The sequence below is a fragment of the Pelagibacterium mangrovi genome (assembly GCF_036662815.1).
In the GTDB taxonomy this organism is placed as follows: domain Bacteria; phylum Pseudomonadota; class Alphaproteobacteria; order Rhizobiales; family Devosiaceae; genus Pelagibacterium; species Pelagibacterium mangrovi.
This window is the reverse complement of the sequence record NZ_JBAFXA010000011.1, coordinates 62,353-84,662: the sequence shown is the minus strand read 5'-3', so window position 1 is coordinate 84,662 and position 22,310 is coordinate 62,353. Positions and strand designations below refer to the sequence as shown.

The following is a 22,310-nucleotide window of genomic DNA, read 5'->3' as shown; positions in this document are numbered from 1 at the left end:
GAAAAGGACCCGGCAGCCGATCGGTGCTGCCTGGCCTAGCCATGTCCAATCGAGGATCTGCCATATGACGACACTGAGCACCAGGCTGGCCGAATGGGGGCTCGGGTTTTCGCTCGACGATGCACCCGAGCAGGTGGTCGAGGGCGCAAGGCTCAGGATTCTCGATATCATCGGCGTGATGATCGCATCCTGGTCCCATCCTTCCGTCGCGGCATCGGGCCGCGCGCAGGCCGACGCCGATGGGGGCGGACGCGGCGCTTTCGCCCTGATGGCGGGCAATGAAACCTCGCCGGCCGGAGCGGCCTTCCTCAACGGGGTTGCCTCGGCGGTGCTCGAATTCGACGACACCCATATCGCGAGCAACATCCACCCCACCGGCGTCATCGTCGCACCCACCCTGCCCCTCGTGCAGACCGGAGGGATTTCGGGCCGGCAATGGCTCGAGGCGGTGATCGTGGGCACGGAAATCGTGTGCAGGCTGGGGTTGGTTTCGCCCGTTCGCATGCATGAGGTTGGGCTTCACCCCACGAGCGTTTATGGCGTGTTCGGGGCAAGCTACGCGGCAGCGCGGCTGCGCGGCCTCGGTATCGAGCAAACCGTCGCGGCGGTGGGCACGGCGGCCAGTCTTTCGGCGGGCTCGATCGCCTCGTTCGAGGACGGCACCTCGACCAAGACGCTGCATGTGGGATTTGCTGCCGCGGCGGCGCTGCGTTCGGTCGCGTTGGCGGCGCAGGGGATTTCCGGGCCGAGGCGGGTCTTCGAAGGCAAGTTTGGCTGGTACAGGAGCCACGTGCAGTCCGAGCTCCAATTTCGGTTCGACCAGTTGACCGAGGGGCTCGGGAGCCGGTGGGAAGCGCTTAATGTCGCGACCAAGCTCTACCCTTGCGCCTATACGCTCATGCCTTTCATTGCCGCGGCGCTGAAATTGCGGAACGACAACGCCATCGATCTCGACCGGATCGTGGAGGTCCGCTGCGAGATCATGCCGCGTTCGTTCCATACGGTGTGCGAGCCGCCGGAGGAAAAGCGGCGGCCGCTCACCTCCTGGCATGGGCGCATCAGCCTTCAGCATACGGTGGCCGAGGCGCTGGTTCTGGGGCGGTTCGACAAGAATGCCTATTCGGAAGCGAGCCTCGAAGACCCCCGGATCAACGCCCTTGCCGACAAGGTCGTCCACATCGCCGACCCAATCGCCGCCGCCGACACTTCGCGCTCGCGCGGGGTGGTCACTATCGTCTTCGAGGGCGGAGAAACGATCAGCCACACGGTCGAGGACATGCTCGGGACGTCGCGAAACCCGGCCGCGAGAGAGGTTTATATCGAAAAATTCCGCTCCAACGTCGAGGGAGTCATCGCGCCTGCGCTGGCCGATAGGCTGGTCGAGGCGATCCTTTCGCTCGAGACGATCGGGGATATCGGAACCGTGTTGGCTCCGCTTCGGGCGGCACGACCGTGACCGCGCGGGCCTTTGAGGATTTCGTTGTCGGCGAGCGCTGGGAGAGTGGCCCGGCCACGCTGTCGGAAGCCGATATCATCGCGTTCGGTCGCGCCAACGACCCCCAGCCGATCCATTGCGATCCCGTTGCGGCGTCGAATGGCCGATTCGGCGGATTGATCGCCAGCGGATGGCAGGTCACGACGCTGGCCATGCGGCTGTTCGTCGAATCGGGCGGCTATGGCGACACACCCGTCGTGGGCATGGGGATCGACGAATTGCGCTGGAGGCGGCCGGTGCGGCCCGGCGATAGGCTCCGGGTGGTGCGCGAGGTGGTCGAGGCGCGGCGCTCGACCTCCAAGCCGATGCTTGGGATCATTCGCACCCGCGTCAGCGTCGTCAACCAGGACGGCGAGGTCGTGATGACCATGATCTCGATCGGTCAGGTCCCGGCCCGGACCGCCGGCCAATAGGGCTTTCTGAGCTCTTGCTTCAAAATCTTGCCGGCCGGTGAACGCGGAAGTTCGTCGCTTCTTTCGACGCCCGACAGCCGCTGCATCTTGCCGACGCGGGCATTCGCCCAGGCGCACAGGGCGTCCATTTCGATGGAGGTGCCCGATTTGAGGACCACCAACCCCAGCGGGGTTTCGCCCCAGGCCGCGCTGGGAATGGCGATGACGGCGGCATCGGTGACATCGGGATGCTCGAGGAGGACGTGTTCAAGGTCGGACGCGTAGATGTTGAACCCGCCCGAGATGATCACGTCCTTCTTGCGGTCGCGCAGCACGAGAAAGCCCTGTTCGTCGAGCAGGCCGATATCGCCGGTCCTGTGGAAGCGGTTGCCTTCGCCGTCATGCCAGTAAAAGGCTTCGGTGGCCTGCGGGTTTTCGAAATAGCGGGTCATCATGGTGGGCGAACGACCGACGATTTCGCCGATTTGGCCGTTCGGCAAGGCGCTGCCCGTTTCATCAATTACCCGGATATCGTTATCGGGCGCCGGGCGGCCAACGGTATGGGCCTTTTCGGGGTAGGCGCCGACATCGAGGATGGAGGTGCAACCGCCTTCGGTTAGCCCGTAGATTTCGAGCAGCCGACCGGGCCAGCGCGCGATGACCTGCTGTTTGAGGGCGGGGGGAAGCGGGGCGCCGGTGCATTGTTTGACCACGAACGTGCCCAGATCGACGCTGTCGAAATCGGGTTCGGCGAGGATACGCTGGTACTGGATGGGGACCAGCATGGTGTGGGTCGCCCGGCTTTTTGCGGCCAACTCGAGATAACCACCCGCCGAGAACTTGCGCATCAGGATGACGTGCCCGCCATGGACCAGCGTGGCCAGCAGCGGCATGATGGTGGTGTTGGAATAAAGGGGAGTGGCAAGCAGCATGGTGCTGTCGGGTCCGAGCCCGAATGTGGCGCGCACGGCCTGTCGATAGCGCATGGCATGGCCATGGACGATGCCCTTTGGGCGAGCCGTCGTTCCCGAACTGTAGATGATGTTGAAATCATCGTCCCGGCTCATGGCCACGGGCGCGTCCAGCCTGGTTCCCGCCGCAACAAAATTCTCCCTTCCGGTCACGCCCTCGGTGGAAAAGTCGAGACCGACGATGCGCGTTTCGGGCAGCAACGCGATCATGTCGAAGCCGGGCCGGTCGGCAAAGATGAGCGCCGGGCGACAGTCAGCGATCATGCCGGCGAGGGTTTCGGCGCTGGCAGAAACCGGCAGGGGCACCGCGCAGTGACCGGCCGCGATCGTGGCGAGATACGCGATGACCAATTTTGCGGAATTGGTACCGAGCAGGGCAATGGCCTGCTGGTCGTCCGTGCTGACACCGGAGTGGATGGCGCCGGCCGTGCCCAGCACACCCTCGGACAATTGCCTCCAGGTGAGGCTGGTCTCCTCGCAGCTCAGGGCCATGGCGTCGGGACGCCTGGTCGCGTGAGAGAGAATGGTCGCAATCAGGCGGGCTTCGTCGGCGTCGGCGGGCGTTTCAGCGGGCATCGGGCTTGTCTTTCACGAGCAGGATGTTGCGGGCGAACAGCGCCGGTCTGTCGCTGCCCTCAATTTCCATGGTCGCCTCGGTCACGATGGAGGTCCCGAGCCGGTGCGGCTCGGCTGCGACGAGTATGAGGACGAGCCTGACCCGCGACCCGACCGGCACGGGAGCCGAGAACCGTATGCGGTCATAGCCATAGTTGAGGCCCGCACCGCGCTCGGTGACGGCGTAGATCTGCCGTTGCAGTCCGGGGATCAGTCCAAGCAGAAACAGGCCGTGGGCGATCGTCCTGCCACCCGGCATCTCTCGTCCGGCCCGGTCGGCATCGAGGTGAATCCAGTGCGTATCGCCCGTCAGATGTGCGAAGGCATCGATCATGGGCTGGGTGATGGTCACCCATTCGGACCGGCCGAGGCGCGTTCCGGCGAAGGGCGTCAGATCGGGCGCTCGGTTCACGGTGAGCATGGCGATGCGTCAGCCTTCGCTTGCTTCGGCCCGGCCCCGGCGCACGAAGCCGGTGGTGGCGAGGACGAGAACCGAGACGCCGAGCAGGATGAACATCAGGCTGATCGGACGCTGAAAGAAAATCAGCGGATCGCCATGGGCGATGGCCATGGCGCGACGCAGGTTTTCCTCAAACATCGGGCCGAGTATGAAGCCGAGAATGAACAATGCCGGGCTCAGTCCGGCGGCCCTGAGCAGATAGCCGAGCAATCCGAAGAAAACGAGCGTGAGGATCTGGAACGCCGATGACCCCATGGTGAACACCCCTACGCAGGCAAAGGCCAGAACGAACACGTAGAGCCAGTGATAGGGCACCTTGAGCAGGCGCACCCAGAGCCCGATCAGGGGCAGGTTGAGAACGACCAGGAACAGGTTGCCGATCCACATCGAGGCGATCAGGCCCCAGAACAGCGGCCCGTGGTCGCTCATCATCCGTGGACCGGGCGCAACGCCGTGGATCATGAAGGCGCCGAGCAGCAGCGCCATGACCGGACTGCCGGGGATGCCCAGCAAGAGCGTGGGGATGAAGCCGGTCTGGGCGGCGGCGTTGTTGGCGGATTCGGGGGCGGCGACGCCCTCGATGGCACCCTGCCCGAAGTGCTCGGGCTGTTTGGCGATGTTCTTTTCCACCATATAGGCGGAAAACGAACTCATCGCGACGCCGGCGCCCGGCAAGACGCCCAGCAGCGCGCCGATGCCCGTACCGCGCACGACGGCGGGCCAGGCATCGCGGAAGTCCTGGCGCGTCGGCCACAGATTGCCGATGGCGCTGGTCTTGAGCGTGACCTCATCGCTCTTGGATGTGTTGCCGACGATTTCCGCGATGGCGAACAGGCCCACGGCCAGAACGGCGAAGTCGATCCCGTCGCGCAACTCGGGAATGCCGAATGTGAAACGGAACACGCCGGTCATAACATCCGAACCGGCCAGCCCGAAGATCACCCCCAGCAGCGCGACACCGATACCCTTGATCGCCCCGCCCCTCGTCATGGTGGCAACCATGAGCAGGGCGGCAAAGACCAGCGCCGCATATTCGGCGGCGCCGAAGCGCATGGCGATGGCCGCCAGCGGCGGGCCGGCGAGCGCGATCAGCAGCGTGCCGACCGTTCCGGCAAAGAACGATCCGAGGGCCGCGATGGCGAGCGCGGCGCCCGCCCTGCCGTTCCGGGCCATCTGGTGGCCGTCGATACCGGTCACGGCCGACGAGGCTTCGCCGGGCAGATTGACGAGGATGGCCGTGGTCGACCCGCCATAGGAGGCCCCATAATAGACCCCGGCAAGAAGGATGATCGAGGTTTCCGGCGTCAGGCCGAAGCTGAGCGGGAGGAGAAGGGCGATCGTGATGATCGGCCCCACGCCCGGCAGAACGCCGATCGCGGTGCCCAGGGTGACCCCGAGCAGGCAATAGAGCAGGTTGGTCGGATCGAGGGCAACCTGAAGGCCCATTTGCAGAAGTGCGAAGATATCCACGCTCAGAACCCCCAGGCAAAGAGGCGTAAGGGCAGGCCCAGGCCGTATTTGAAGATCGCGACGATCACCACGATCACCACCACCATCGCTCCGGCCAGCTCCAGGCGGGTGCCTCCGGCCTGCGCAAACCAGGCAATGGTGATGAGCGCGGCCAGCGCCGGCACCAGACCGGTGGGGAGGATGAGAACGGCGAAGGCGAGAACCGCGCCCAGGATGATCAGCAGCGGCCGCAGTTCGGAGCGGTCGAAGGCCGGCACGAGCGATGCCTTTCCCTGCCGCGTGGCGCGCAGCAATTGCGCGATGCCCAGCCCGCAAAGGGCGGCGCCCACCAGGACAGGCATGGCGCCGCTGCCCAACTGGTTCATCGTGCCCAGGCCGTAGGACCAGCCCAACGCGATCGCGGCAAACCCGATGAGGATGAACAACAGGCCGGCCAGACGGTCGGAATCGATCGTCATGGCCGTTTCCCGGTCGCGAAATCTTCGTGCATCGTCATCGGCCCTCCCAGGTATTGACGCTCCAGACCTTTGCGGCTCGATGAGGAGGGAACAATTGCCAAGCCGTCGGATTTCGCAGAGCGGAACGTCGGTCGTCTCACCCGGCCTGGTGCTCGCGCGCGGTCTGGAGCCGGTCCACTTCCGCCCCGATTCCCTGCGCGGCGTGCTTGAGCGCTGCAACGAAGGCGGCGTGCGAGCCGAACGAATTCATCGCCGAGCGGAAATACGTGATGCCGATGCTGGCCTGCACGACGCCGCGCGCGAAGATCGGCACGGCGATCGTGTCGGAGGTTTTCGGTTCGACATTGGCATCGCGCATGGCATAGCCGCGTTCGCGCACAGTGCGGACCATGCGTTCGACCCGTTCGGGCTCACGGGCCGAGGACGTTTCGAGTTCGGTCGACTTTCCCGTCTGACTGATCAGCTCGGCAACCTGGTGGTCATCGAGTGCGGCGAGGTAGGCCCGGCCCAGCGCGCGGGTGAATAGGCTGAGCCGCATGTTGATCGTGGCGTGAAAGGGAGACACCGGGCTGTCGTGCACGGTGGAAAAACGCACGACTATGGCGTTGCGGTCCAATACGCCGATGGCGACGGGCCATTTGTATTCCGAATTGAGCTTCATGGCCCAGGCCCTGCCGGCCTCGACCACAAGCGGATCGCCGTGAAATCCGTTGCTGAGCGAGGTCACGAGCGAGGTGATCTGGTAACCGGCCTGACGGCGATCATTGCTGACATAACCGTCCGCCTCGAGCGTCTTGAGCATGCGCACGAGGGTGGGCTTGGGCAGGCCGGTCGCCTCGTGGAGGGACTGAATGGTCGAATAGGGCTCGCGATTCATGGCCTGGAGGACCGTCAGAATGCGACTCGCCGCCCGTATCGCGCTGCTTTTGGTCTCGTCCATCGCTGGTCCGTTGCTCGTCAGGCTGGGGCGAGACTAGCGTTTAAATCAGCCGGTGAGAAGTCGCGCTAATCTCCCAGCCGGACGACAACCTTGCCCATTTGGGCATTGCTGTCCATCAGCTCATGGGCAGCGCGCATCGCATCGAAGTCGAAGACTGCGTGGATATGGGTCCTGATTGCGCCACTCTCGAGAAGCGGCCACACCCGTTCGACAAGCTGGCTGGCGATCTTGCCCTTGTAAGCGGCCGGTCGCGGGCGGAGGGTCGAGCCCGTGAGGGTCAGGCGACGCCGGACGATATCCTGGAGATTGACTTCGGCGATCTTGCCCAGATGACTGGCGATGAGCACCAGCCGCCCATCCGATTTGAGCAGGTCGAGTTCGGGTTGGGTGTAGGGGCCCGCCTGGCCGTCGAGGATGACATCGACGCCCCGCCCGTCCGTCGCATCGCGCACCTGATCGGTCCAGTCGGGGTCGCGGTAGTCCACCGCGTGGGCGGCGCCGAACGCGCGGCAAAGCGCGCGCTTTTCCTCGCTCGAAGCCGTAACGATCACGGTGCCGGCGAACAGTTGGCGCACGATCTGGGTGGCGGCGAGGCCCACCCCGCTCGATCCGCCCTGAACGAGCAGGGTTTCGCCTTGGGCGAAACGGGCCAGCATGACCACGTTGTTCCAGGCCGTGAAGAACACTTCAGGCAGGGACGCCGCTTCGACCAGCGAGAGCCCGCCGGGCACGGGCATGGCCTGAACGGCCGGAACGCAGCAATATTGGGCATAGGCGCCGCCATTGGCGAGGGCACATATTTCCTGCCCCACCATGTCCGTGTCCACACCGGCGCCCACGGCGTCGATGGTGCCCGCGATATCGAGCCCCGGCAGATCGCTGGCATCGGGCGGAGGCGGATAAAGACCCCGCCTTTGCTGGATGTCGGGTCGGTTGATGCCGATGGCGGCCGTTTTGATGCGCACCTCGCCCGGACCGGGTTCGGGGATCGGCTGTTCGGAATAGGTCAGGACTTCCGGCCCGCCGGCACCGGCGATTTCGATAACGCGCATCATGGACGGGATCATTATTCGTGGACGATGGGATTGGCCAGACGGCCCAGGCCGTCGATCTCGCATTCGATGACGCCGGTCATCTTGTGCATGTTGATTTCCCGGTGGCCATGCGGATAGCGGCCGACGCCCTTGGCGGTGGTCCCGAAGATGATGATGTCGCCCGGCTCGAGCGTGAACCACTGGCTGGCGTCGGCGACCACCTGCTCAACAGTGAACATGTAGTTGGACGTGTTGTCCTGGGCGAAGGGCTTGCCGTCGAAATAGCCGCGCACATCGAGCGTATTGGGATCGGCGATCTCATCTGCGGTCGTGATCCACGGGCCCATCGGGCCGAAGGTGTCGGTGGCCTTGGAGCGGGTGTGGTAGACGAAATAGATGTCGTTGTCGTCCTCGCCATGGCGGTTGCGCCAGGCGAAGTGGTGCGGGCGGGTCAATTCGGGCGCGCGCGTCGTGGCGATCGAATCGTAGCCGAACTTGATGCCGTGCGAGGTAATGTCGTTGGCGATGGTGTAGCCGAAGATCACCTCGCGGGCCCGTTCGACCGGCACGTCCTTGGCGCGCTGGCCAATGATGGCGGCGAGCTCGAGTTCGGGGATGGTTTCCCCGTAATGGTCCTTCATGACGATGGGGTGATTGTGCCCGGTCAGGCACGACGGCGCCTTGAGGAAGTAGTTGGGCACCGTGGGGCTCTTGTGCGCCTCCTTGCGGATGCCGCGATTGTTCATGGCGACGCCGATGAACTTGCTCGGGCGGGGCTGGGGCGGGCGGAAATCGATGGCGCCCAGCGCGATCACCCCCACCCCGTTGGCCACCGCGTTTCCGACCGCTTCGCGCACCCTGGCCATCTCGGCTTCGCCGGCCTCGATCAGGGCGTTGAGGCTCGCGGGGGCCGCACCGAGGCCCTGGGCCGCATAGGCCTCGGTCAAGGTGACGGCGCCATCGTTTCCGACGCAAGCGATCAGCGTGTCGGCGCCCGCGATAAGGGCTGTTCCCAGTTTCATCGTCTCAAACTCACTCTTTGGAAATTGATTGCGGGCACCGTCAATCTTCGAGACCGACGAGCCTTGCGGGATTGTCGCGCACCATCCGGCCCACCTCCTCGTCGGAGAACCCGAGAGCGAGCAACAGGGCGATGATCTGGCGCATGCCTTCGACCGGCGAGGGATTGTCGATCTGGCCCAGGTCCGAGCCCATCGAGGAATTGGCGACGCCGGCGGCCTCCACCTGGGCCTTGAGTTCTTCGGGGGGAAAGACGTTGAAGCGCGAGTCGATGAAAAGACAGGCGGACTGCTCGATCATCGCCCCCAGCTGCGCCAGTTCGGCGACGTCCTCATAGGTGCAGTGCAGGCCATAGGCGGGGTGATTGACCAGCAGCCTCTTGACCCCGCGCCGCTTGGCTTCCTCGAACAGCGGCCAGACCTCGGCGATGTGCAGGTGTCCCGAGGAGAGGATGACATCGTGCTCGGCGATGATGTCGAGGATCTGCTTGACCACGTCGAGCAGTTCGCCGTTCTGGTCGATGACGGTGATGCCGTATGGCTTGCGCAACTGGACGTTGGAGGCCAGCCGCGCGTTCCGGTGCGTGTTGCGGATATGGTTGGCCGCGTGTGCGGTGGGCATATAGACGAGCCTGGCGCCGATCTTGACGTTGAAATCGACGGCATAGGGGTTCAGCCCCCCGACGGCGTTGTTGAGCACGACCGAGCCGAACATGTGCACGCCGGTATCCCCGGACACCCGTTCGAGCAGCTCCATCATGGGAGACACCGAATAATGGTGATCCTTGAACAATACGCCGCGCATTCCGGACGCCGCGGCCGCTTCCACCTGTTGGAGATGGTCGAGCTGGCGCGGCATTGTCGAGGGCCCCGAATGCACGTGGAGATCGACCGCCCCTTGCATAAGGGCATCGACGCGCGCACCCTCGATGGTATCGATGAGGGCACGGGCCTCATTACGCCATTGTTTTTTCGCCATTTTCTGTAGTCGCTTTGAGTTTCCTATGAGGCGACGCTAGGGGAAAGCCCCTCGGACTTCAAAACGCCCGGCGGCGCTTTTCGCCAGCCGGAATGGCGGGCCTATGTGCCGCGTTCGGCGTTGAGGGCGCGCATGATCGAAGGAAGGCGTGCATGGGCCGCCTCGGCCAATTGGGCGTAGATCGAATTGCCGTGGGCATCGATGGCAACCGTGAGAGGTCCGAACATGTCGAGCCGCAGGCGATTGAGCCGAAACTGGGCGATCAGATCGTCCCAACCGGTCTCGACGACTTCCCGCACCCCCTCGGTGAGCAGCGGAGCCGCGCCGCCGGTGATCGAAAAATAGACGCACCCCGCCTCACCCATAGCGGCAATGCTTTGAGCATCGAGCCCGCCCTTGCCCGCCAAGGCAGTGAGGCCGAAATGGCGAACGATACGCGGAATGAAGGCGTTGAAGCGCGTGCTGGTGGTGGGATTGACGTAGAGTGGCTTTAAAGTTCCATTTTCATCACGGCTCATGCAGCCGAGATGAAAGAGCGTGCCACCCAGTGCAATCGGGGGGTCGATTTCCCGTTCGATGCAATCGACAAGACGCTGGTGGGTGGGAAAGCCCGCCGTGACAACGGCCTCGCCGCGCAGGAAGACGGTGTCGCCCAGCTTGAGCGTCCGGGCGAGATCGGGTGTCAGGAGAAGGTCGAGGACGCGCTCACTCAAGGATTTCCACCTCGCCCAAGTTGGAAATCCGGGCGCGCGTCCGCCGGTTGATCCAGCAGTTGAAACACACGGCGACCGGCGTAAAACCGTGGCCCGAAGCGTAGTCGATATGAACGCCGAGCGCCGTGGTGTCCCCGCCCGTGCCCATGGGACCGAAGCCGGTGGCGTTGACGGCCCGGGTGAGTCGGTCTTCCATTGCCGCAAGAATGGGCTCGGGGTTTTTCGAGCCGAAGGGGCGCAAGGTCTGGAGCTTAGCCAGCTTTGCGGCGTGATCGAACGAGCCGCCAATGCCGACCCCGATAACGACCGGCGGACAGTGCTGCGAGCCGGCCCGGATCGAAACCTCGAGGATATAGCGCTCGATCTCTTCGAGCGTGGGATAGCTGAAAATCTCCAGCGCCGCCCAGCGCCCCGAGCCAAGCGCCTTGGGCGAGCAGGTGATATCGATATGATCGGCCGCCGAAACCAGATCCCAGCTCACATGCGGCATGTCCTTGCCGCGATAGCTGCGCTCGCCGGTGAGCGGATTGGTGACGAATTTGAGGATGGGCGGTTCGATGGTTTCGACGAGTTCGTCGAACGCGTCCGATATGGCCAGCTTCAGATCGCCACCGAACTGGACGCCCGTTCCGATCTTGACAAAATAGACCGGAAAGCCGGCATCCGAGCACACGAACGTCGAGCGTTCCTCGGCGCGCGCGGCGCTGGCAAACATGAATTTGAGCGTGGTTCGCGCCGCTTGTGAACTTTCGGTTCGCATGGCGTCGGCCAGCGCGGCCTTGGAATTTTCGGGGATGCGCTTGAGCGAGCGCTCGTAGAGCATCCGCGCGGTTTGTTTCATGACCTCGTAGGTGATGGCCATTCCGGTTCAAACCCCAAGCGCTGGCGGGACGGGGACACCGAGCGCATGGGCCCGCATGGCCAGCGCCTGCGCCACGGACGGGGCGATTTCGACGATGCCGTTGCTGCCGGCAAGCGTTCGGGCGCTTCGCTCGCCGGGCGTGAACAGCCGGTCCACGCCCTCGGCCCGGCGCGAATTGTGGACACGCGCGACCGCCTCGCCGGCCTCATCGAGAAAGCCGGGAAGATCGCGGAAATGAGCGATATCGAGCACGATGAAGAGATAGGACGACGTCTGGGGCTTGGTGGTGTCGTCATCGAGCGCGCCCAGTCTGTCTCCCCAAGCCCCGCCGGAAAGAAGGCCCGCCATCAAATCGATGACGAAGGAGAGGGCAAAGCCCTTGGCGCCGGCCATCGGCAACAGCAGCCCGGCCATCGCCGCCTCGGCGTCGGTCGTCGGCCGGCCTTGCGCGTCGAGCGCCCATCCCTCGGGGATAGGCTGACCCAAGGCGCGGGCATGGCGAATGCGGCCATAGGTGCCGGCGCTCGTGGCCATATCGAGCACGATGGGTCCACCGGGCGCCGGAACGCCCATGGCAAGCGGGTTCGTGCCGACAAGGCGCTCGGCCCCGCCAGGGGCCGGCATCACCGGCTTGGCGTTGCCCATGGCCAGGGCGACGCATCCCGCCTGGGCGGCAATGCCGACATAGCGGCCCGCGACGCCCATGTGCTGGGCGCTCCGCACCGCGACGGCCGCGACGCCGTTGGCTTGCGCCGTCGCGATGGCGATGGAGATGGCTTCCTCGGCGGCGAGATGACCTTCCATGCCCTCGGCATCGAGAACCACGCTGCCGCCCGACCGGCTGACGATCCGGGGCTTTTCCGCCGTCGACATGGCGCCCGACATGAGACGGGCGAGATAATTTTCGGCCTGCAATACGCCGTGCGAGCCCCGGCCCGAAAGGTCCGCCTCGATCAGCGCATCGCCAACCCGGCCCGCAGCGGCCGGCGACAGACCCGCCGCCTCGAAGAGCGCCGCGACAAAGCCGCCCAGGACCTTGGACGGCACGGCAATCCTTGCTGACATGGTCGCCTCCCGGTCTCTCGGGCGCGGCGGCAAGCGCCGCGCCCGGAGGCTCTGATTACTGGGCCGTGATGCCGGCGGTTGCGATGACGTCGGCAAATTTCTCGTAATCGGCGGCGATCACCGCACCGAACTCATCGGGCGAACTCGCATCGATCGTCGTGCCGAGCTGGGCGAAGAACGTCTTGGCCTCATCGGTCGCAAGGTATTCGACGATCGCCTCGTTGAGAGCGGAAACGATCTCGGGCGGCGTGCCGGCCGGGGCCACGAACCCGTTCCAGGCGGTGAGCTCGTAGCCGGGAACCGCTTCGGCGACCGTGGGCACATCCGGCAGGATCTCCGAGCGCACGGCGCTGGTCGTGGCCAGCGGGATCAGCGCGCCGGATTCGATATGAGGAACGGCCGTGGTCAGCGTATCGAAGGCGAAGGGCACTTCGCCCGAAAGCAGTGCCCCCAGGAGATTGCCGCTACCGGCGTAGGGGATATGGACCGCCTCGCCATCGATGCTCTGGAGCAGCATTTCCATGGACAGATGCTGGCTATAGCCGATGCCGCCGCTGCCATAGTCGAACTGGCCCGGATTGGCTTTCACCTTCTCGATCCATTCGGGCAGCGTGGTCACCCCGAAAGAGGGGTTCACCAGCAAAAGGTTGGGGGCCGACGACACCATGGCGATCGGCGCGAAATCGGCGGCCGGATCATAGCCGACCCCGGGGTTCAAAGAGGGCAGGATGGAGAACGAAGAGAAGACGAACTGGATGGTATAGCCATCCGGTTCGGCGCCCTTGACGGTGGTTGCGGCCAGCGCGCCGCCGGCCCCCGGAAGGTTATCGACGACGAAGCTCTGTCCGAATTTGTTCGAGAGGGCTTCGGCGACGAGCCGGGAGACGGTATCGGCCGTGCCGCCGGGCGAGGACCCGACCACGACGCGCACCAAATCATTGGGATAACCGGCTTCCTGCGCATGGGCGCTGGCCGCCAGCCCGGTGAGGACGAGCGAGACCGATGTGATCACACTGAGCAGTTTCATTGGGGCTTCCTCCCTTACAGTATCAAATCGTGCCCGCATCGCGCAGCACGGATATTTCCTGATCCGAATAGCCGAGCTCTTGCAGCAGGGCTTCGGTGTGTTCGCCCATACGCGGTGGCGGCCGGTCCATGCGCGCCCCGCCATGAGCGAGCTTGAACGCCGCCTTGGGCACGGTCACCGCGCCGGGGATACCGGGCTGATCGACGAAGCGATGCAGGATGTCGCGGCTTTCAAGCTGGGGATGGGCGAGCGTTTCAGGCAGCGTCCAGACACGGGCGGCCGGAATGTGGTTTTCCTGAAACCAATCCTCCCACTCGCGTGCCGTCCTTGTCAGAAGGATGGGCAGCACGACCTTGCGCTCCTCTTGAGCACCGGCGCGACGGTCTTCATTGTTCGCCTTGATCAGTTCGGGATGGCCGAGCATGTGCCAGAACCGCCGCTGCTGGCGCATGTTGATCGCCGCGATCTGAATCTGGCCGTCGGCGGTGTCGTAGAGTCCCACCGTCGCAAATTCATGGTGGTTGCCGCCCGCCTTGGGTTCGCGGCCGGAACGCGAGTGATTGGTCAAATGCGCCCCGAGCAGCATGAGCGCGGTATCGAGCATGGAGAGATCGACATACTGGCCTTTCCCCGTGCGTTCGCGCTGCAAGAGGGCAGCCGCAAGGGCGAAGGCGCCCATCGTGCCCGTGGCATAATCGACGGCCGGGGTGCCCACCTTCATGGGCACCGTATCGGCGGTGCCGTTGACCATCATCAGGCCCGACACCGCCTGGATCACCTGATCGTAGCCGGTCTGGGTGCTGCGCGGCCCATCCTGGCCGAAGGCCGACATCGAGGCATAGATCAGGCGCGGATTGAGCGCGCGCAAATCCTCGTAGCCGAGGCCGAGCGCATTGAGGGCGCCGGGGCGGTAGTTCTCGACCAGAACGTCGGCGGTGGGAACGAGCCGGCGCAGCACCTCGCGTCCGGCCTCGGTCTTGAGGTCCAGCGTCAGGGACCGTTTGCCGCCGTTCTGTATGATGAAGTGCGTTCCGATCCGTTCGGCCGACAGCGCAGGATCGCTGCCGTCGATCCGGGTCTGGTCGGGCTCGTCGGGATGTTCGATTTTGATGACGTCGGCGCCGAACACGGCAAGTTGGTAGGTCGCAAACGGCGCGGCGAGGACGTGGGTGATATCGAGAACCCGGATGCCCTCGAAGGGGCGCATGGCGTTTGTATCGTCCATCGCTTATTCCTCGCTGAAGGCTTCTTCGCGCCGGCGGGCGATGGTGGGCGCCGCCAGGAGCAGCAGGGCTGCCGCCGCGACGATGAGGAACCCGAGGCTGATCGGCTCGGTGAGGAACACCGCGGGATCGCCGCGCGACATGAGCATCGAGCGGCGCAACTGTTCCTCCATCATCGGGCCGAGGATGAACCCCAGGGTCAGAGGTGCCGGTTCGCACCCGAGGCGCATGAAGGCGTAGCCGAGCAGCGCGAAAAACCCCAGTTCGTACATCGAGAACAGCGTACCGGACGCCGAATAGATGCCCACAGCGCTGAACGCCATGATGGCGACGACGAGCACCGGATAGGGCACCGTGAGGAACCGAACCCACAGCCCGATCAGGGGCAGGTTGAGCAGCACCAGCATCAGATTGCCGACCCACATCGAAACGATTAGGCCCCAGAACAGGTCCGGCTGCTTGACGATGATATCGGGACCGGGCTGGATGCCCTGGATGATCATGGCCCCGATCATCAGCGCCATGACGGCGTTGGAGGGCAGCCCGAGCGTAAGCATTGGGATGAAGGCGGTCTGCGCCCCGGCGTTGTTGGCACTTTCGGGCGCCGCAACGCCCTCGATGGCCCCCTCGCCCATCTGGGCACGGTTCCTCGAGACCTTCTTTTCCACGATATAGGCCGCGAACGAGGCCAGCATCGCCCCGCCGCCGGGAAGAATGCCCAAAGCCGAGCCGATGGCCGTGCCGCGCACCGTGGGCATGGCGATGCGCTTGAAATCGGCAAGCGATAGCCACAGCCCCTTGACCCTGGAGCTGAGGACTTCTCTCTTTTCCTCGCTTTGGAGATTGCGCAGGATTTCGGCGATGCCGAACAAGCCGATGGCGAGCGCGACGATGTCGACGCCGTCGGCAAGCTCGAGCCTGCCCATGTTGAGCCGGGCGGTGCCGGTATAGATATCGGTGCCGATGATCCCCAGGAGCAGGCCGAGCAGCACCATGGCGATGGCCTTGAGGACCGAACCGCGGGCCAGAACGACCGAGGCGATGAGGCCCAGGACCATCATCGAGAAATAGGAGGGGGGCCGAAACGCCATGGCCACCTGGGTGAGCGGCACCGCGAATAGCGCGATGATCAGGGTGGCGATGGTGCCGGCGAACAGCGAGGATAGCGCTGCGGTGGCGAGCGCGACACCGGCCCTGCCCTTGCGCGCCATCTGGTAGCCATCGAGCGTGGTGATGGCCGAGGAGGCCTCGCCGGGCAGGTTGAGCAGGATCGCCGTTGTCGATCCGCCGTACTGGGCACCGTAATAGATGCCGGCCAGCATGATCAGCGCCGAGTCGGGCGCCATGGAAAAGGTGATCGGGAGCAGGATGGCGATGGTCGCGAGGGGACCGACCCCGGGAAGGACGCCGACCAGCGTGCCGGCAAGCACGCCGACGAAACAAAAGAAGATGTTCTGGGCCGCGAAGGCGACCGAAAAGCCCAGGGCGAGGTGAGAAAAGACTTCCATGCGGACCTCCTAGCGCAGCCAGTCGCCGAGCAGGGGCAGGTCGAGCCCCAGGCCGACGCTGAAGATGCCGATGCAGAGCACGGTGACAGCCAGCGAAAGGATGACGGCCCGAATGGCGCTCATGCCCTTGACGGCCATGGACGAGCACAGGCACAGCACCAGAAGCGCGATGATCAGGCCCAGCGGCCGCATGGAAAGGCCGAACAGGGTCAGGCCGACCGGGAACAGGATCACCGCGCGCCAGGGGACGGTCGCAAGGTCGAGGGTCTCGTGCTCGGCGCGCCAGCCCTTGAGGGCGATCACCAGCCCGAGGGCGAAAAGGAGCCCTCCGACAAGCGCGGGGAAAAAGCCCGGCCCCATGCGGAACGCCGTGCCAAGGCTAAGCCCGAAGATCGAGGACGCGCCGAACCAGGCACCGAACGCTGCAAACAGCAGCCCCGCGACCAGGTCGGCATTGAGTTTGAGATTTTGCATTGGTTGAACAGGCCGTCTTCAGTCGAGGCATGACGCCGATTGGCTGCAACCATAGTCAGCGGCCCGGGCCGCGAAACGAAGGTCGAGGATCGTTTCGTCCAGCGAAATAGCGCCACAAGGCCGCACGGCCCCTTGCTGCGCGGGCCACAATGGGGTCCTGCCATCGGATTTCGCAACCTCTCCGGGGAGGGGACAATCATCATGAAGATTACCCGCACCACCTGCAATGCCTATCGGATGCCGCTGAAACAAACCTTTTCCTCGGCCCGAGTTACGATGACCCATCGCGAGCTTGTCGTTGCGGAAATCGAGACCGACACGGGGGAGACGGGCATCGGCTGGTGCACCACGGCCGGGGTCGGCGCCGCTGCGGTCCAGGCGCTGATCGCCGGCTATCTGGCGCCGATGCTGACCGGCATGGACCCGCGCAACACCGAACGAATCTGGCAGCGGCTGTGGATGGAATGCCATGCGGCGGGGCCGGCGGGCATCACGACGCTGGCTATTTCGGTCCTCGACATCGCCGCGTGGGACCTCAAGGCAAAGGCGGCCGGGGAACCGCTTTACCGGTTGCTCGGCGGCGCCTGGGACAGCGTCGAGGTCTATGCCAGTGCAATCAATCTCCATCTGTCGACCGAGGAACTGGTCGAGCAGGCGCGAGGGCAACGCGAAGAGGGATACACCGCCTTCAAGGTCAAGGTGGGTCGGCCGGGACTTTACGAGGATCGCGAGCGGTGCCTTGCGGTGCGCGAAGCGATCGGGGACGCGGCTACGCTGATGGTTGACGCGAACCAGAAATGGTCGGTGGGCGAGGCCATGCAGCGCGTGCCGCTTCTGGCCGACGCGGCGCCGCTTTTCATCGAGGAGCCGCTGCTATCGGATACGATCGAGGCCCATGGCAGGCTGCGCGCCGCCACGGGGATGTCGGTCGCAGTCGGCGAACAGCTCTGCAACCGATTCGAGTTCTGGAACTATGTCCATCAAGGCGCCGTGGACTTCTTGCAGCCCGATGTCTGGAAGGTCGGTGGGATCACCGAATTTCGCCGGATCGCTGCGCTCGGAGCGGCGAGCGGAATTCCCATTTCTCCGCACGGGGCAATGGAATTATCCGTGCATCTGGCGGCGGCATTGCCCAACGCGTTGCATGTGGAGAATATTTTCGGCCTCAATCTCTTTGATTTTGGAGCAACAGCTGAACCGATCTCAATCCGCGACGGACGGTGCGTTGCGGCGCCAACGCCCGGACATGGCGTGCGCTTCGATCATCAAGCGTTGAACGACCACGCGCTAATAGCGGGTGCAGCAATCGAGCGTGAACCGCTCTACAAATTTGGTCTTTAAACTCGATCAGTCCACGCAACGATGGTTCAGGATTACGACTGGGTGAGGTGGAGCCGGTCATAAACTAAATGCGGTGGCTCTGCCGTTCGGCGGCTTTTGGAATTTCGGAAGCATAGGCAAATATCCGGAATGTCGCGCCATGCAGACGATGCCCGGCGGCTTGGGGAAAACAGGCCCACATATGTCTCACTCACCACCGCGTGCCGCTACCGCCGTGGATCTCACATAGCTTCTTGCGCTCTTCCGATAATCGTCTATGGTCCCGCCATCCACAGGGGTGCTCCGTATGGTCGGGGCTGAGATGGGGGTGGCAAGCCTTCGGACCCTATAGCTGATCTGGGTAATACCAGCGGAGCGAGGCGGTTCATGTTTTCCGGTGCACAGATTTTCCTTTATCCGATGAGCGGTCACCTCAGCGCGCGCTGAGTGCTGGGGCCTGCCATGTCGAACGGTTCAGTCTCCAAGCGTGGCGTTGCGCGCCTATTTGCCCATGCCGGGCCAGCCGTGCTGTCGGTGTCGGTGCTGGTTTTGGCCTGGGAGACCTATGTGCGTTTCTGGGGCATTTCGCCCACCGCGCTCCCGGCGCCGTCGCGCGTTCTCGTCCAGGGGTTCGAACAACGTGAGGCGCTGGCCGGTCACACGCTGGCGACGCTCCAGGCAACATTGTTCGGCTTTTCGTCGTCGCTCTGCGCCGCATTTTTGTTCTCGTTGCTGGTGGATTTCTTTCGTCCGTTGCGGCGGGCCCTGTTTCCCGTGTTCATCATCACCCAGACGCTGCCGCTGGTCGCCATCGCCCCGCTGATCGTGCTCTGGTTCGGCTTCGGCCTTACGCCCAAGGTCGTGCTGGTTGCGCTGGTGACGTTCTTTCCCATGCTGGTTGCCCTTGTGCAGGGCTATGACTCGACCGATCGCGATATCGAAGCGCTCCTTGCTTCCATGGGTGCCTCGCGGCGCCGCATCTTCATTGCAGCACGGCTGCCTTCGGCATTGCCCTATTTCTTCGCGGGCCTGAGGATTTCCATCACCTATGCCATCGTCGGTGCGATCTTTGCCGAATATGCCGGCGCCGTGCGGGGCCTTGGCATCTACATCCTCAATGCCAAGAACAATTTCCGGCCCGACCTCGTTTTGTCCGCCGTGTTCGTCAGCGCCACGCTAACCCTCTGCCTTTTCGGAGCGACGGTGCTGGTGCAACGCGCTGCCATGCCTTGGACGCGGTTCGGCGAGGGTAAGCCATGAACAGGCCACGGCTTGAACTCAAAGCAGTGTCCAAACGCTTCGGCGACCTCGCCGTGCTCGCAGACATCAGCCTTTCTGTGCGCCCGGGCGAGTTCGTTTCCATCCTCGGTCCCTCCGGCGCTGGAAAGTCCACCATCCTGCAATTGCTCACCGGTGCACTCGTGCCCGATGGCGGGGAAATGCTCTGCGACGGCATTCTGCTCGATCCGGCCAGCCACCGCTTCGCCTTCATGCCGCAGCGCGATGCGCTGATGCCGTGGCGGCGTATCATCGATAACGCCGCTTTGGGCCTCGAGGTCCAGGGTATGAGTCGCAAGGCCGCCCGCGCCAATGTGCAGTCGCTCTTTGCCGAGTTCGGGCTGTCCGGCTTCGAGCGGCATTATCCGGCCCAGTTGTCGGGCGGCATGCGCCAGCGCGCCGCGCTGCTGCGCACCGTCGTGCAGCAAAGGCCCATGCTGTTGCTCGACGAACCCTTCGGTGCACTCGACGCGCTGACCCGGGCCAGGATGCAGCGCTGGCTTTCCGGCATGTGGACCCGTCACGGCTGGACGGTGCTGCTGATCACCCATGACGTGCGCGAGGCCGTTCTCCTTTCCGACCGTATCTATGTGCTTTCGCAGCGACCCGCGCGCATCCTGCGTCACTACGAGATTTCGCTGGCTCACCCGCGTCCCGCCGCCGGCGGCGCGCTATCAGCCTTCGAAGCCGACATTCTGCAAACCCTGCTCAATTTGGAGGAATGACCGTGCCGCATCTTCGTGCCGCGCTGGCCCTGTGCGCCACCCTGATCGCAACGCCCGTCTTGGCGCAGTTGACGCCAGTCAGCGTCGCGCTCGACTGGACGCCCAACACCAACCATATCGGCCTCTACGTCGCCGATACGAAGGGCTTTTATGAGGAGGCAGGCGTTGAGGTGCAAATCCTGCCCTATACCGATACGTCGGCGGCGACGCTGGTTGCCAACAATGTTGCCGATTTCGGTGTTCTGGGTTCCTTGGGTCTGTTCACGCAGCGCACGGCGGGGGCCGATCTCGTCGCCACCTACGCCCTTGTGCAGACGGAAACCGGACGATTGGTGTTCAATGCCGATCGCGAGGACATCCAGCGCCCCGCCGATCTCGATGGCAAATTCTATGCGGGGTTCGGCAGCGACTGGGAAACGGCGCTGATCGGCACCATCATCCGCCATGACGGTGGTTTGGCCGATTTCGAAACTGTAACCCTGGGCACATCGGCCTATGAAGCCCTTGCCAATGGTGCTGTCGATTTCACCCTCGAAGTCTATACCTGGGAAGGCGTCAAAGCCGAGCGCGACGGGCCGACCCAGCGAGCCTTTCGCTATGCCGATTACGGCGTGCCCGATCAGCACACCAATTTTCTTGGTGCCACTAGCGCCTACCTTGCCGAGCACCCCGACACGGCGGAAGCCTTCATTTCAGCCAGCCGTCGCGGCTATGCCTACGCCGTGGAGCACCCGGAGGAAGCAACCGACATCCTTGTCGCCGCCAATGCCGATACCTTACTCGACCGAGACTTTGTTCGCGCCTCGCTCCAGTCCCTGATCGACGGCAACTATCTGGTTGGAGAGGACGGCACCGTCGGCACCATCGACGCCGCCAAAATGGAGGCCATGGGGAGTTTCCTGTTCGAGGCAGGCCTTCTCAAGGATGGCGATGGCGCGCCGGTCGGCGAAAAGCCTGATTTTTCGGAATACTACTCCAACGACTATCTCGGCATCCAGCCATGAGCGAACGTCGTATGGGGCTCAATGCCGTCATCTTCGGGCTCGGCAGCCACGAGGCCGGTTGGCGCATGCCCGAAAGCGATCCGCTGGCTTCGACCGACATCGATTACTGGATCGATATCGCCAAAAGAGCGGAAGCCGGCGGCTTCGACGCGCTTTTTCTCGGCGACGTCCTGGCGCTGCAGCAGGGTGCCGACCGGCATCTTTCCGACGCGATGGATCCGATCGTCATTCTTTCGGCCCTTGCCGCGGTGACAAAACGGATCGGGCTCATCGGCACGGCTTCTACCAGCTTCGACCATCCCTACCATCTGGCGAGGCGCTTCGCCTCGCTCGATCACATCAGTGGGGGGCGGGCAGGGTGGAATGTCGTCACATCGTCGAACGCACTCGAAGCGCAAAATTTCGGGTTCGAGACCATGCCCGAGCATGACCAGCGCTATGCCAGAGCTGCCGATGTGGTCGAAGCGGCACTGGCGCTGTGGGATTCCTGGGATGGTGATGCCCGGATTGTCGACAAACAAAGTGGACGATATCTCGATCCCGCCAAAGTACGGGTGGTCGATCATCGCGGCCCCTTCGTAAGCACAAGAGGGCCGCTGAACGTGCCGCGCTCGCCAAAAGGGCGGCCGCTCCTTGCCCAGGCGGGGGCCTCGGAAGCTGGCAGGGATTTCGCGGCCCGCTATGCCGATCTTGTGTTCACCGTACAGTCGAGCCTGCCTGAAGCGAAGGAGTTCTATACGGACATGAAGGCGCGGGCCGCCCGCCTGGGCCGGTCGCCGGAGAGTGTCCGCATCTATCCCGGTATCGTGCCGATCGCCGCAGCCACTCAGGACGAGGCGAAAGCACGTCTGGCGCAGATGAACAGCTTCATGGTCACCGAGCACGTGCGGGCCAAACTCTCCGAGTTCCTTGGCGCCGATCTCTCCAACGCCGACCTGGAAGGACCCTTGCCCGCTGGCGTGGGAACGGGCACTCTCAATCAGTCCAGCCAAAGCCGCGTTGCAGTGCTTGTCGGCATCGCCCGGCGAGATCAGTTGACCTTACGCCAGCTCCTCATGCGCCTCGCCAGCGGCCGCGGCCATCTGCTTGCCGTGGACACAGGACCAGCAATCGCCGCCACCATGCAGGAATGGTTCGAAGCCGGAGCCGCTGACGGCTTCAACGTCATGGCGCCGATTATGCCGCACGATCTACAGAACTTCATCGAATTCGTCATGCCGCACCTAGCACTATCCGTTAGCAACAAGCCGTAGAGCAAAGCTTTCAATGCCCGCTTTT

At 64.1% G+C, this 22,310-nt stretch carries 22 protein-coding genes and 1 riboswitch; of the genes, 7 read left to right on the top strand and 15 right to left on the bottom strand.

The features are described from left to right. The first annotated feature begins 64 nt into the window (after positions 1 to 64). Positions 65 to 1,456 carry an MmgE/PrpD family protein gene (locus V4T21_RS17995; protein WP_332719471.1) on the top strand — a complete coding sequence of 464 codons (1,392 nt, stop codon included), beginning with the start codon at positions 65 to 67 and terminating at the stop codon, positions 1,454 to 1,456. Beyond that, the gene (locus V4T21_RS17990) at positions 1,453 to 1,908 is read left to right on the top strand and encodes a MaoC family dehydratase (RefSeq protein ID WP_332719469.1); all 456 of its coding nucleotides are present in this window, start codon (positions 1,453 to 1,455) and stop codon (positions 1,906 to 1,908) included. Before V4T21_RS17995 ends, V4T21_RS17990 begins: the two co-directional genes overlap by 4 nt. On the opposite strand, the gene V4T21_RS17985 is transcribed toward V4T21_RS17990, so the two are convergent. The 15 genes from V4T21_RS17985 to V4T21_RS17915 all read right to left on the bottom strand — a co-directional run bounded on the left by V4T21_RS17985 (position 1,878) and on the right by V4T21_RS17915 (position 16,705). Next, positions 1,878 to 3,434: a class I adenylate-forming enzyme family protein gene (locus V4T21_RS17985; protein WP_332719467.1), complete on the bottom strand. Its 1,557-nt coding sequence runs from the start codon at positions 3,432 to 3,434 to the stop codon at positions 1,878 to 1,880. The two genes, V4T21_RS17990 and V4T21_RS17985, sit on opposite strands and share 31 nt — an antisense overlap. After that, complete coding sequence (locus tag V4T21_RS17980) at positions 3,424 to 3,894, bottom strand: MaoC family dehydratase (protein ID WP_332719465.1); 471 nt, start codon at positions 3,892 to 3,894, stop codon at positions 3,424 to 3,426. The genes V4T21_RS17985 and V4T21_RS17980 overlap by 11 nt, the downstream gene beginning before the upstream one ends. 9 nt (positions 3,895 to 3,903) lie before the next feature. Then, positions 3,904 to 5,403 (bottom strand): tripartite tricarboxylate transporter permease, encoded by a 1,500-nt coding sequence (locus V4T21_RS17975; protein ID WP_332719462.1) that lies wholly within the window; start codon positions 5,401 to 5,403, stop codon positions 3,904 to 3,906. A 2-nt stretch (positions 5,404 to 5,405) separates the two neighbouring features. Beyond that, positions 5,406 to 5,861, bottom strand: coding sequence for a tripartite tricarboxylate transporter TctB family protein (locus V4T21_RS17970; RefSeq protein WP_332719459.1), 456 nt, complete (start codon positions 5,859 to 5,861; stop codon positions 5,406 to 5,408). A gap of 136 nt (positions 5,862 to 5,997) precedes the next feature. After that, on the bottom strand, positions 5,998 to 6,801 hold the full coding sequence (locus V4T21_RS17965; RefSeq protein ID WP_332719458.1) for an IclR family transcriptional regulator domain-containing protein: 804 nt from the start codon (positions 6,799 to 6,801) through the stop codon (positions 5,998 to 6,000). A 65-nt stretch (positions 6,802 to 6,866) separates the two neighbouring features. Further along, positions 6,867 to 7,856 carry an NAD(P)H-quinone oxidoreductase gene (locus V4T21_RS17960; protein ID WP_332719455.1) on the bottom strand — a complete coding sequence of 330 codons (990 nt, stop codon included), beginning with the start codon at positions 7,854 to 7,856 and terminating at the stop codon, positions 6,867 to 6,869. 11 nt (positions 7,857 to 7,867) lie between these two features. Beyond that, on the bottom strand, positions 7,868 to 8,857 hold the full coding sequence (locus V4T21_RS17955; RefSeq protein ID WP_332719453.1) for a fumarylacetoacetate hydrolase family protein: 990 nt from the start codon (positions 8,855 to 8,857) through the stop codon (positions 7,868 to 7,870). Positions 8,858 to 8,897: 40 nt separating this feature from the next. Next, entirely contained in the window at positions 8,898 to 9,833 is a 936-nt protein-coding gene (locus V4T21_RS17950) for a DUF6282 family protein (protein ID WP_332719451.1), read from the bottom strand. Between the two features lie 101 nt (positions 9,834 to 9,934). Then, positions 9,935 to 10,546: a fumarate hydratase C-terminal domain-containing protein gene (locus tag V4T21_RS17945; RefSeq protein WP_332719448.1), complete on the bottom strand. Its 612-nt coding sequence runs from the start codon at positions 10,544 to 10,546 to the stop codon at positions 9,935 to 9,937. Continuing rightward, complete coding sequence (locus tag V4T21_RS17940) at positions 10,539 to 11,408, bottom strand: fumarate hydratase (RefSeq protein WP_332719446.1); 870 nt, start codon at positions 11,406 to 11,408, stop codon at positions 10,539 to 10,541. Before V4T21_RS17940 ends, V4T21_RS17945 begins: the two co-directional genes overlap by 8 nt. A gap of 6 nt (positions 11,409 to 11,414) precedes the next feature. Further along, positions 11,415 to 12,473: an Ldh family oxidoreductase gene (locus V4T21_RS17935; RefSeq protein WP_332719444.1), complete on the bottom strand. Its 1,059-nt coding sequence runs from the start codon at positions 12,471 to 12,473 to the stop codon at positions 11,415 to 11,417. Between the two features lie 55 nt (positions 12,474 to 12,528). Continuing rightward, positions 12,529 to 13,500 (bottom strand): Bug family tripartite tricarboxylate transporter substrate binding protein, encoded by a 972-nt coding sequence (locus V4T21_RS17930; protein ID WP_332719442.1) that lies wholly within the window; start codon positions 13,498 to 13,500, stop codon positions 12,529 to 12,531. Positions 13,501 to 13,522: 22 nt separating this feature from the next. Continuing rightward, the gene (locus tag V4T21_RS17925) at positions 13,523 to 14,725 is read right to left on the bottom strand and encodes a CaiB/BaiF CoA transferase family protein (protein ID WP_332719440.1); all 1,203 of its coding nucleotides are present in this window, start codon (positions 14,723 to 14,725) and stop codon (positions 13,523 to 13,525) included. 3 nt (positions 14,726 to 14,728) lie between these two features. Further along, complete coding sequence (locus tag V4T21_RS17920) at positions 14,729 to 16,231, bottom strand: tripartite tricarboxylate transporter permease (RefSeq protein WP_332719438.1); 1,503 nt, start codon at positions 16,229 to 16,231, stop codon at positions 14,729 to 14,731. A 9-nt stretch (positions 16,232 to 16,240) separates the two neighbouring features. After that, positions 16,241 to 16,705 carry a tripartite tricarboxylate transporter TctB family protein gene (locus V4T21_RS17915; RefSeq protein ID WP_332719436.1) on the bottom strand — a complete coding sequence of 155 codons (465 nt, stop codon included), beginning with the start codon at positions 16,703 to 16,705 and terminating at the stop codon, positions 16,241 to 16,243. A 201-nt stretch (positions 16,706 to 16,906) separates the two neighbouring features. On the opposite strand from V4T21_RS17915, the gene V4T21_RS17910 reads away from it, so the two are divergent. The 5 genes from V4T21_RS17910 (at position 16,907) to V4T21_RS17890 (ending at position 22,285) form a co-directional block, all read left to right on the top strand. Next, on the top strand, positions 16,907 to 18,046 hold the full coding sequence (locus V4T21_RS17910; RefSeq protein WP_332719434.1) for a mandelate racemase/muconate lactonizing enzyme family protein: 1,140 nt from the start codon (positions 16,907 to 16,909) through the stop codon (positions 18,044 to 18,046). A gap of 263 nt (positions 18,047 to 18,309) precedes the next feature. After that, a riboswitch (TPP riboswitch) is annotated at positions 18,310 to 18,422 on the top strand. A gap of 65 nt (positions 18,423 to 18,487) precedes the next feature. After that, a complete protein-coding gene (locus V4T21_RS17905) occupies positions 18,488 to 19,285 on the top strand; it encodes an ABC transporter permease (RefSeq protein WP_332719432.1) in 798 nt (265 codons plus the stop codon). Then, positions 19,282 to 20,028, top strand: a complete 747-nt coding sequence (locus tag V4T21_RS17900) for an ABC transporter ATP-binding protein (RefSeq protein ID WP_332719430.1) — start codon at positions 19,282 to 19,284, stop codon at positions 20,026 to 20,028. The genes V4T21_RS17905 and V4T21_RS17900 overlap by 4 nt, the downstream gene beginning before the upstream one ends. After that, entirely contained in the window at positions 20,025 to 21,032 is a 1,008-nt protein-coding gene (locus V4T21_RS17895; protein WP_332719428.1) for an ABC transporter substrate-binding protein, read from the top strand. The genes V4T21_RS17900 and V4T21_RS17895 overlap by 4 nt, the downstream gene beginning before the upstream one ends. Continuing rightward, positions 21,029 to 22,285: an LLM class flavin-dependent oxidoreductase gene (locus V4T21_RS17890; RefSeq protein ID WP_332719426.1), complete on the top strand. Its 1,257-nt coding sequence runs from the start codon at positions 21,029 to 21,031 to the stop codon at positions 22,283 to 22,285. Before V4T21_RS17895 ends, V4T21_RS17890 begins: the two co-directional genes overlap by 4 nt. The last annotated feature ends 25 nt before the right edge of the window (positions 22,286 to 22,310 follow it).

Coding starts and splice junctions, on each gene's coding strand:
- V4T21_RS17920 (WP_332719438.1), bottom strand. CDS start 16,231: ATGGAAGTCTTTTCTCACCTCGCCCTGGGCTTTTCGGTCGCCTTCGCG.
- V4T21_RS17955 (WP_332719453.1), bottom strand. CDS start 8,857: ATGAAACTGGGAACAGCCCTTATCGCGGGCGCCGACACGCTGATCGCT.
- V4T21_RS17940 (WP_332719446.1), bottom strand. CDS start 11,408: ATGGCCATCACCTACGAGGTCATGAAACAAACCGCGCGGATGCTCTAC.
- V4T21_RS17900 (WP_332719430.1), top strand. CDS start 19,282: ATGAACAGGCCACGGCTTGAACTCAAAGCAGTGTCCAAACGCTTCGGC.
- V4T21_RS17935 (WP_332719444.1), bottom strand. CDS start 12,473: ATGTCAGCAAGGATTGCCGTGCCGTCCAAGGTCCTGGGCGGCTTTGTC.
- V4T21_RS17980 (WP_332719465.1), bottom strand. CDS start 3,894: ATGCTCACCGTGAACCGAGCGCCCGATCTGACGCCCTTCGCCGGAACG.
- V4T21_RS17910 (WP_332719434.1), top strand. CDS start 16,907: ATGAAGATTACCCGCACCACCTGCAATGCCTATCGGATGCCGCTGAAA.
- V4T21_RS17995 (WP_332719471.1), top strand. CDS start 65: ATGACGACACTGAGCACCAGGCTGGCCGAATGGGGGCTCGGGTTTTCG.
- V4T21_RS17925 (WP_332719440.1), bottom strand. CDS start 14,725: ATGGACGATACAAACGCCATGCGCCCCTTCGAGGGCATCCGGGTTCTC.
- V4T21_RS17895 (WP_332719428.1), top strand. CDS start 20,025: ATGACCGTGCCGCATCTTCGTGCCGCGCTGGCCCTGTGCGCCACCCTG.
- V4T21_RS17905 (WP_332719432.1), top strand. CDS start 18,488: ATGTCGAACGGTTCAGTCTCCAAGCGTGGCGTTGCGCGCCTATTTGCC.
- V4T21_RS17960 (WP_332719455.1), bottom strand. CDS start 7,856: ATGATGCGCGTTATCGAAATCGCCGGTGCCGGCGGGCCGGAAGTCCTG.
- V4T21_RS17965 (WP_332719458.1), bottom strand. CDS start 6,801: ATGGACGAGACCAAAAGCAGCGCGATACGGGCGGCGAGTCGCATTCTG.
- V4T21_RS17915 (WP_332719436.1), bottom strand. CDS start 16,705: ATGCAAAATCTCAAACTCAATGCCGACCTGGTCGCGGGGCTGCTGTTT.
- V4T21_RS17950 (WP_332719451.1), bottom strand. CDS start 9,833: ATGGCGAAAAAACAATGGCGTAATGAGGCCCGTGCCCTCATCGATACC.
- V4T21_RS17970 (WP_332719459.1), bottom strand. CDS start 5,861: ATGACGATCGATTCCGACCGTCTGGCCGGCCTGTTGTTCATCCTCATC.
- V4T21_RS17985 (WP_332719467.1), bottom strand. CDS start 3,434: ATGCCCGCTGAAACGCCCGCCGACGCCGACGAAGCCCGCCTGATTGCG.
- V4T21_RS17930 (WP_332719442.1), bottom strand. CDS start 13,500: ATGAAACTGCTCAGTGTGATCACATCGGTCTCGCTCGTCCTCACCGGG.
- V4T21_RS17890 (WP_332719426.1), top strand. CDS start 21,029: ATGAGCGAACGTCGTATGGGGCTCAATGCCGTCATCTTCGGGCTCGGC.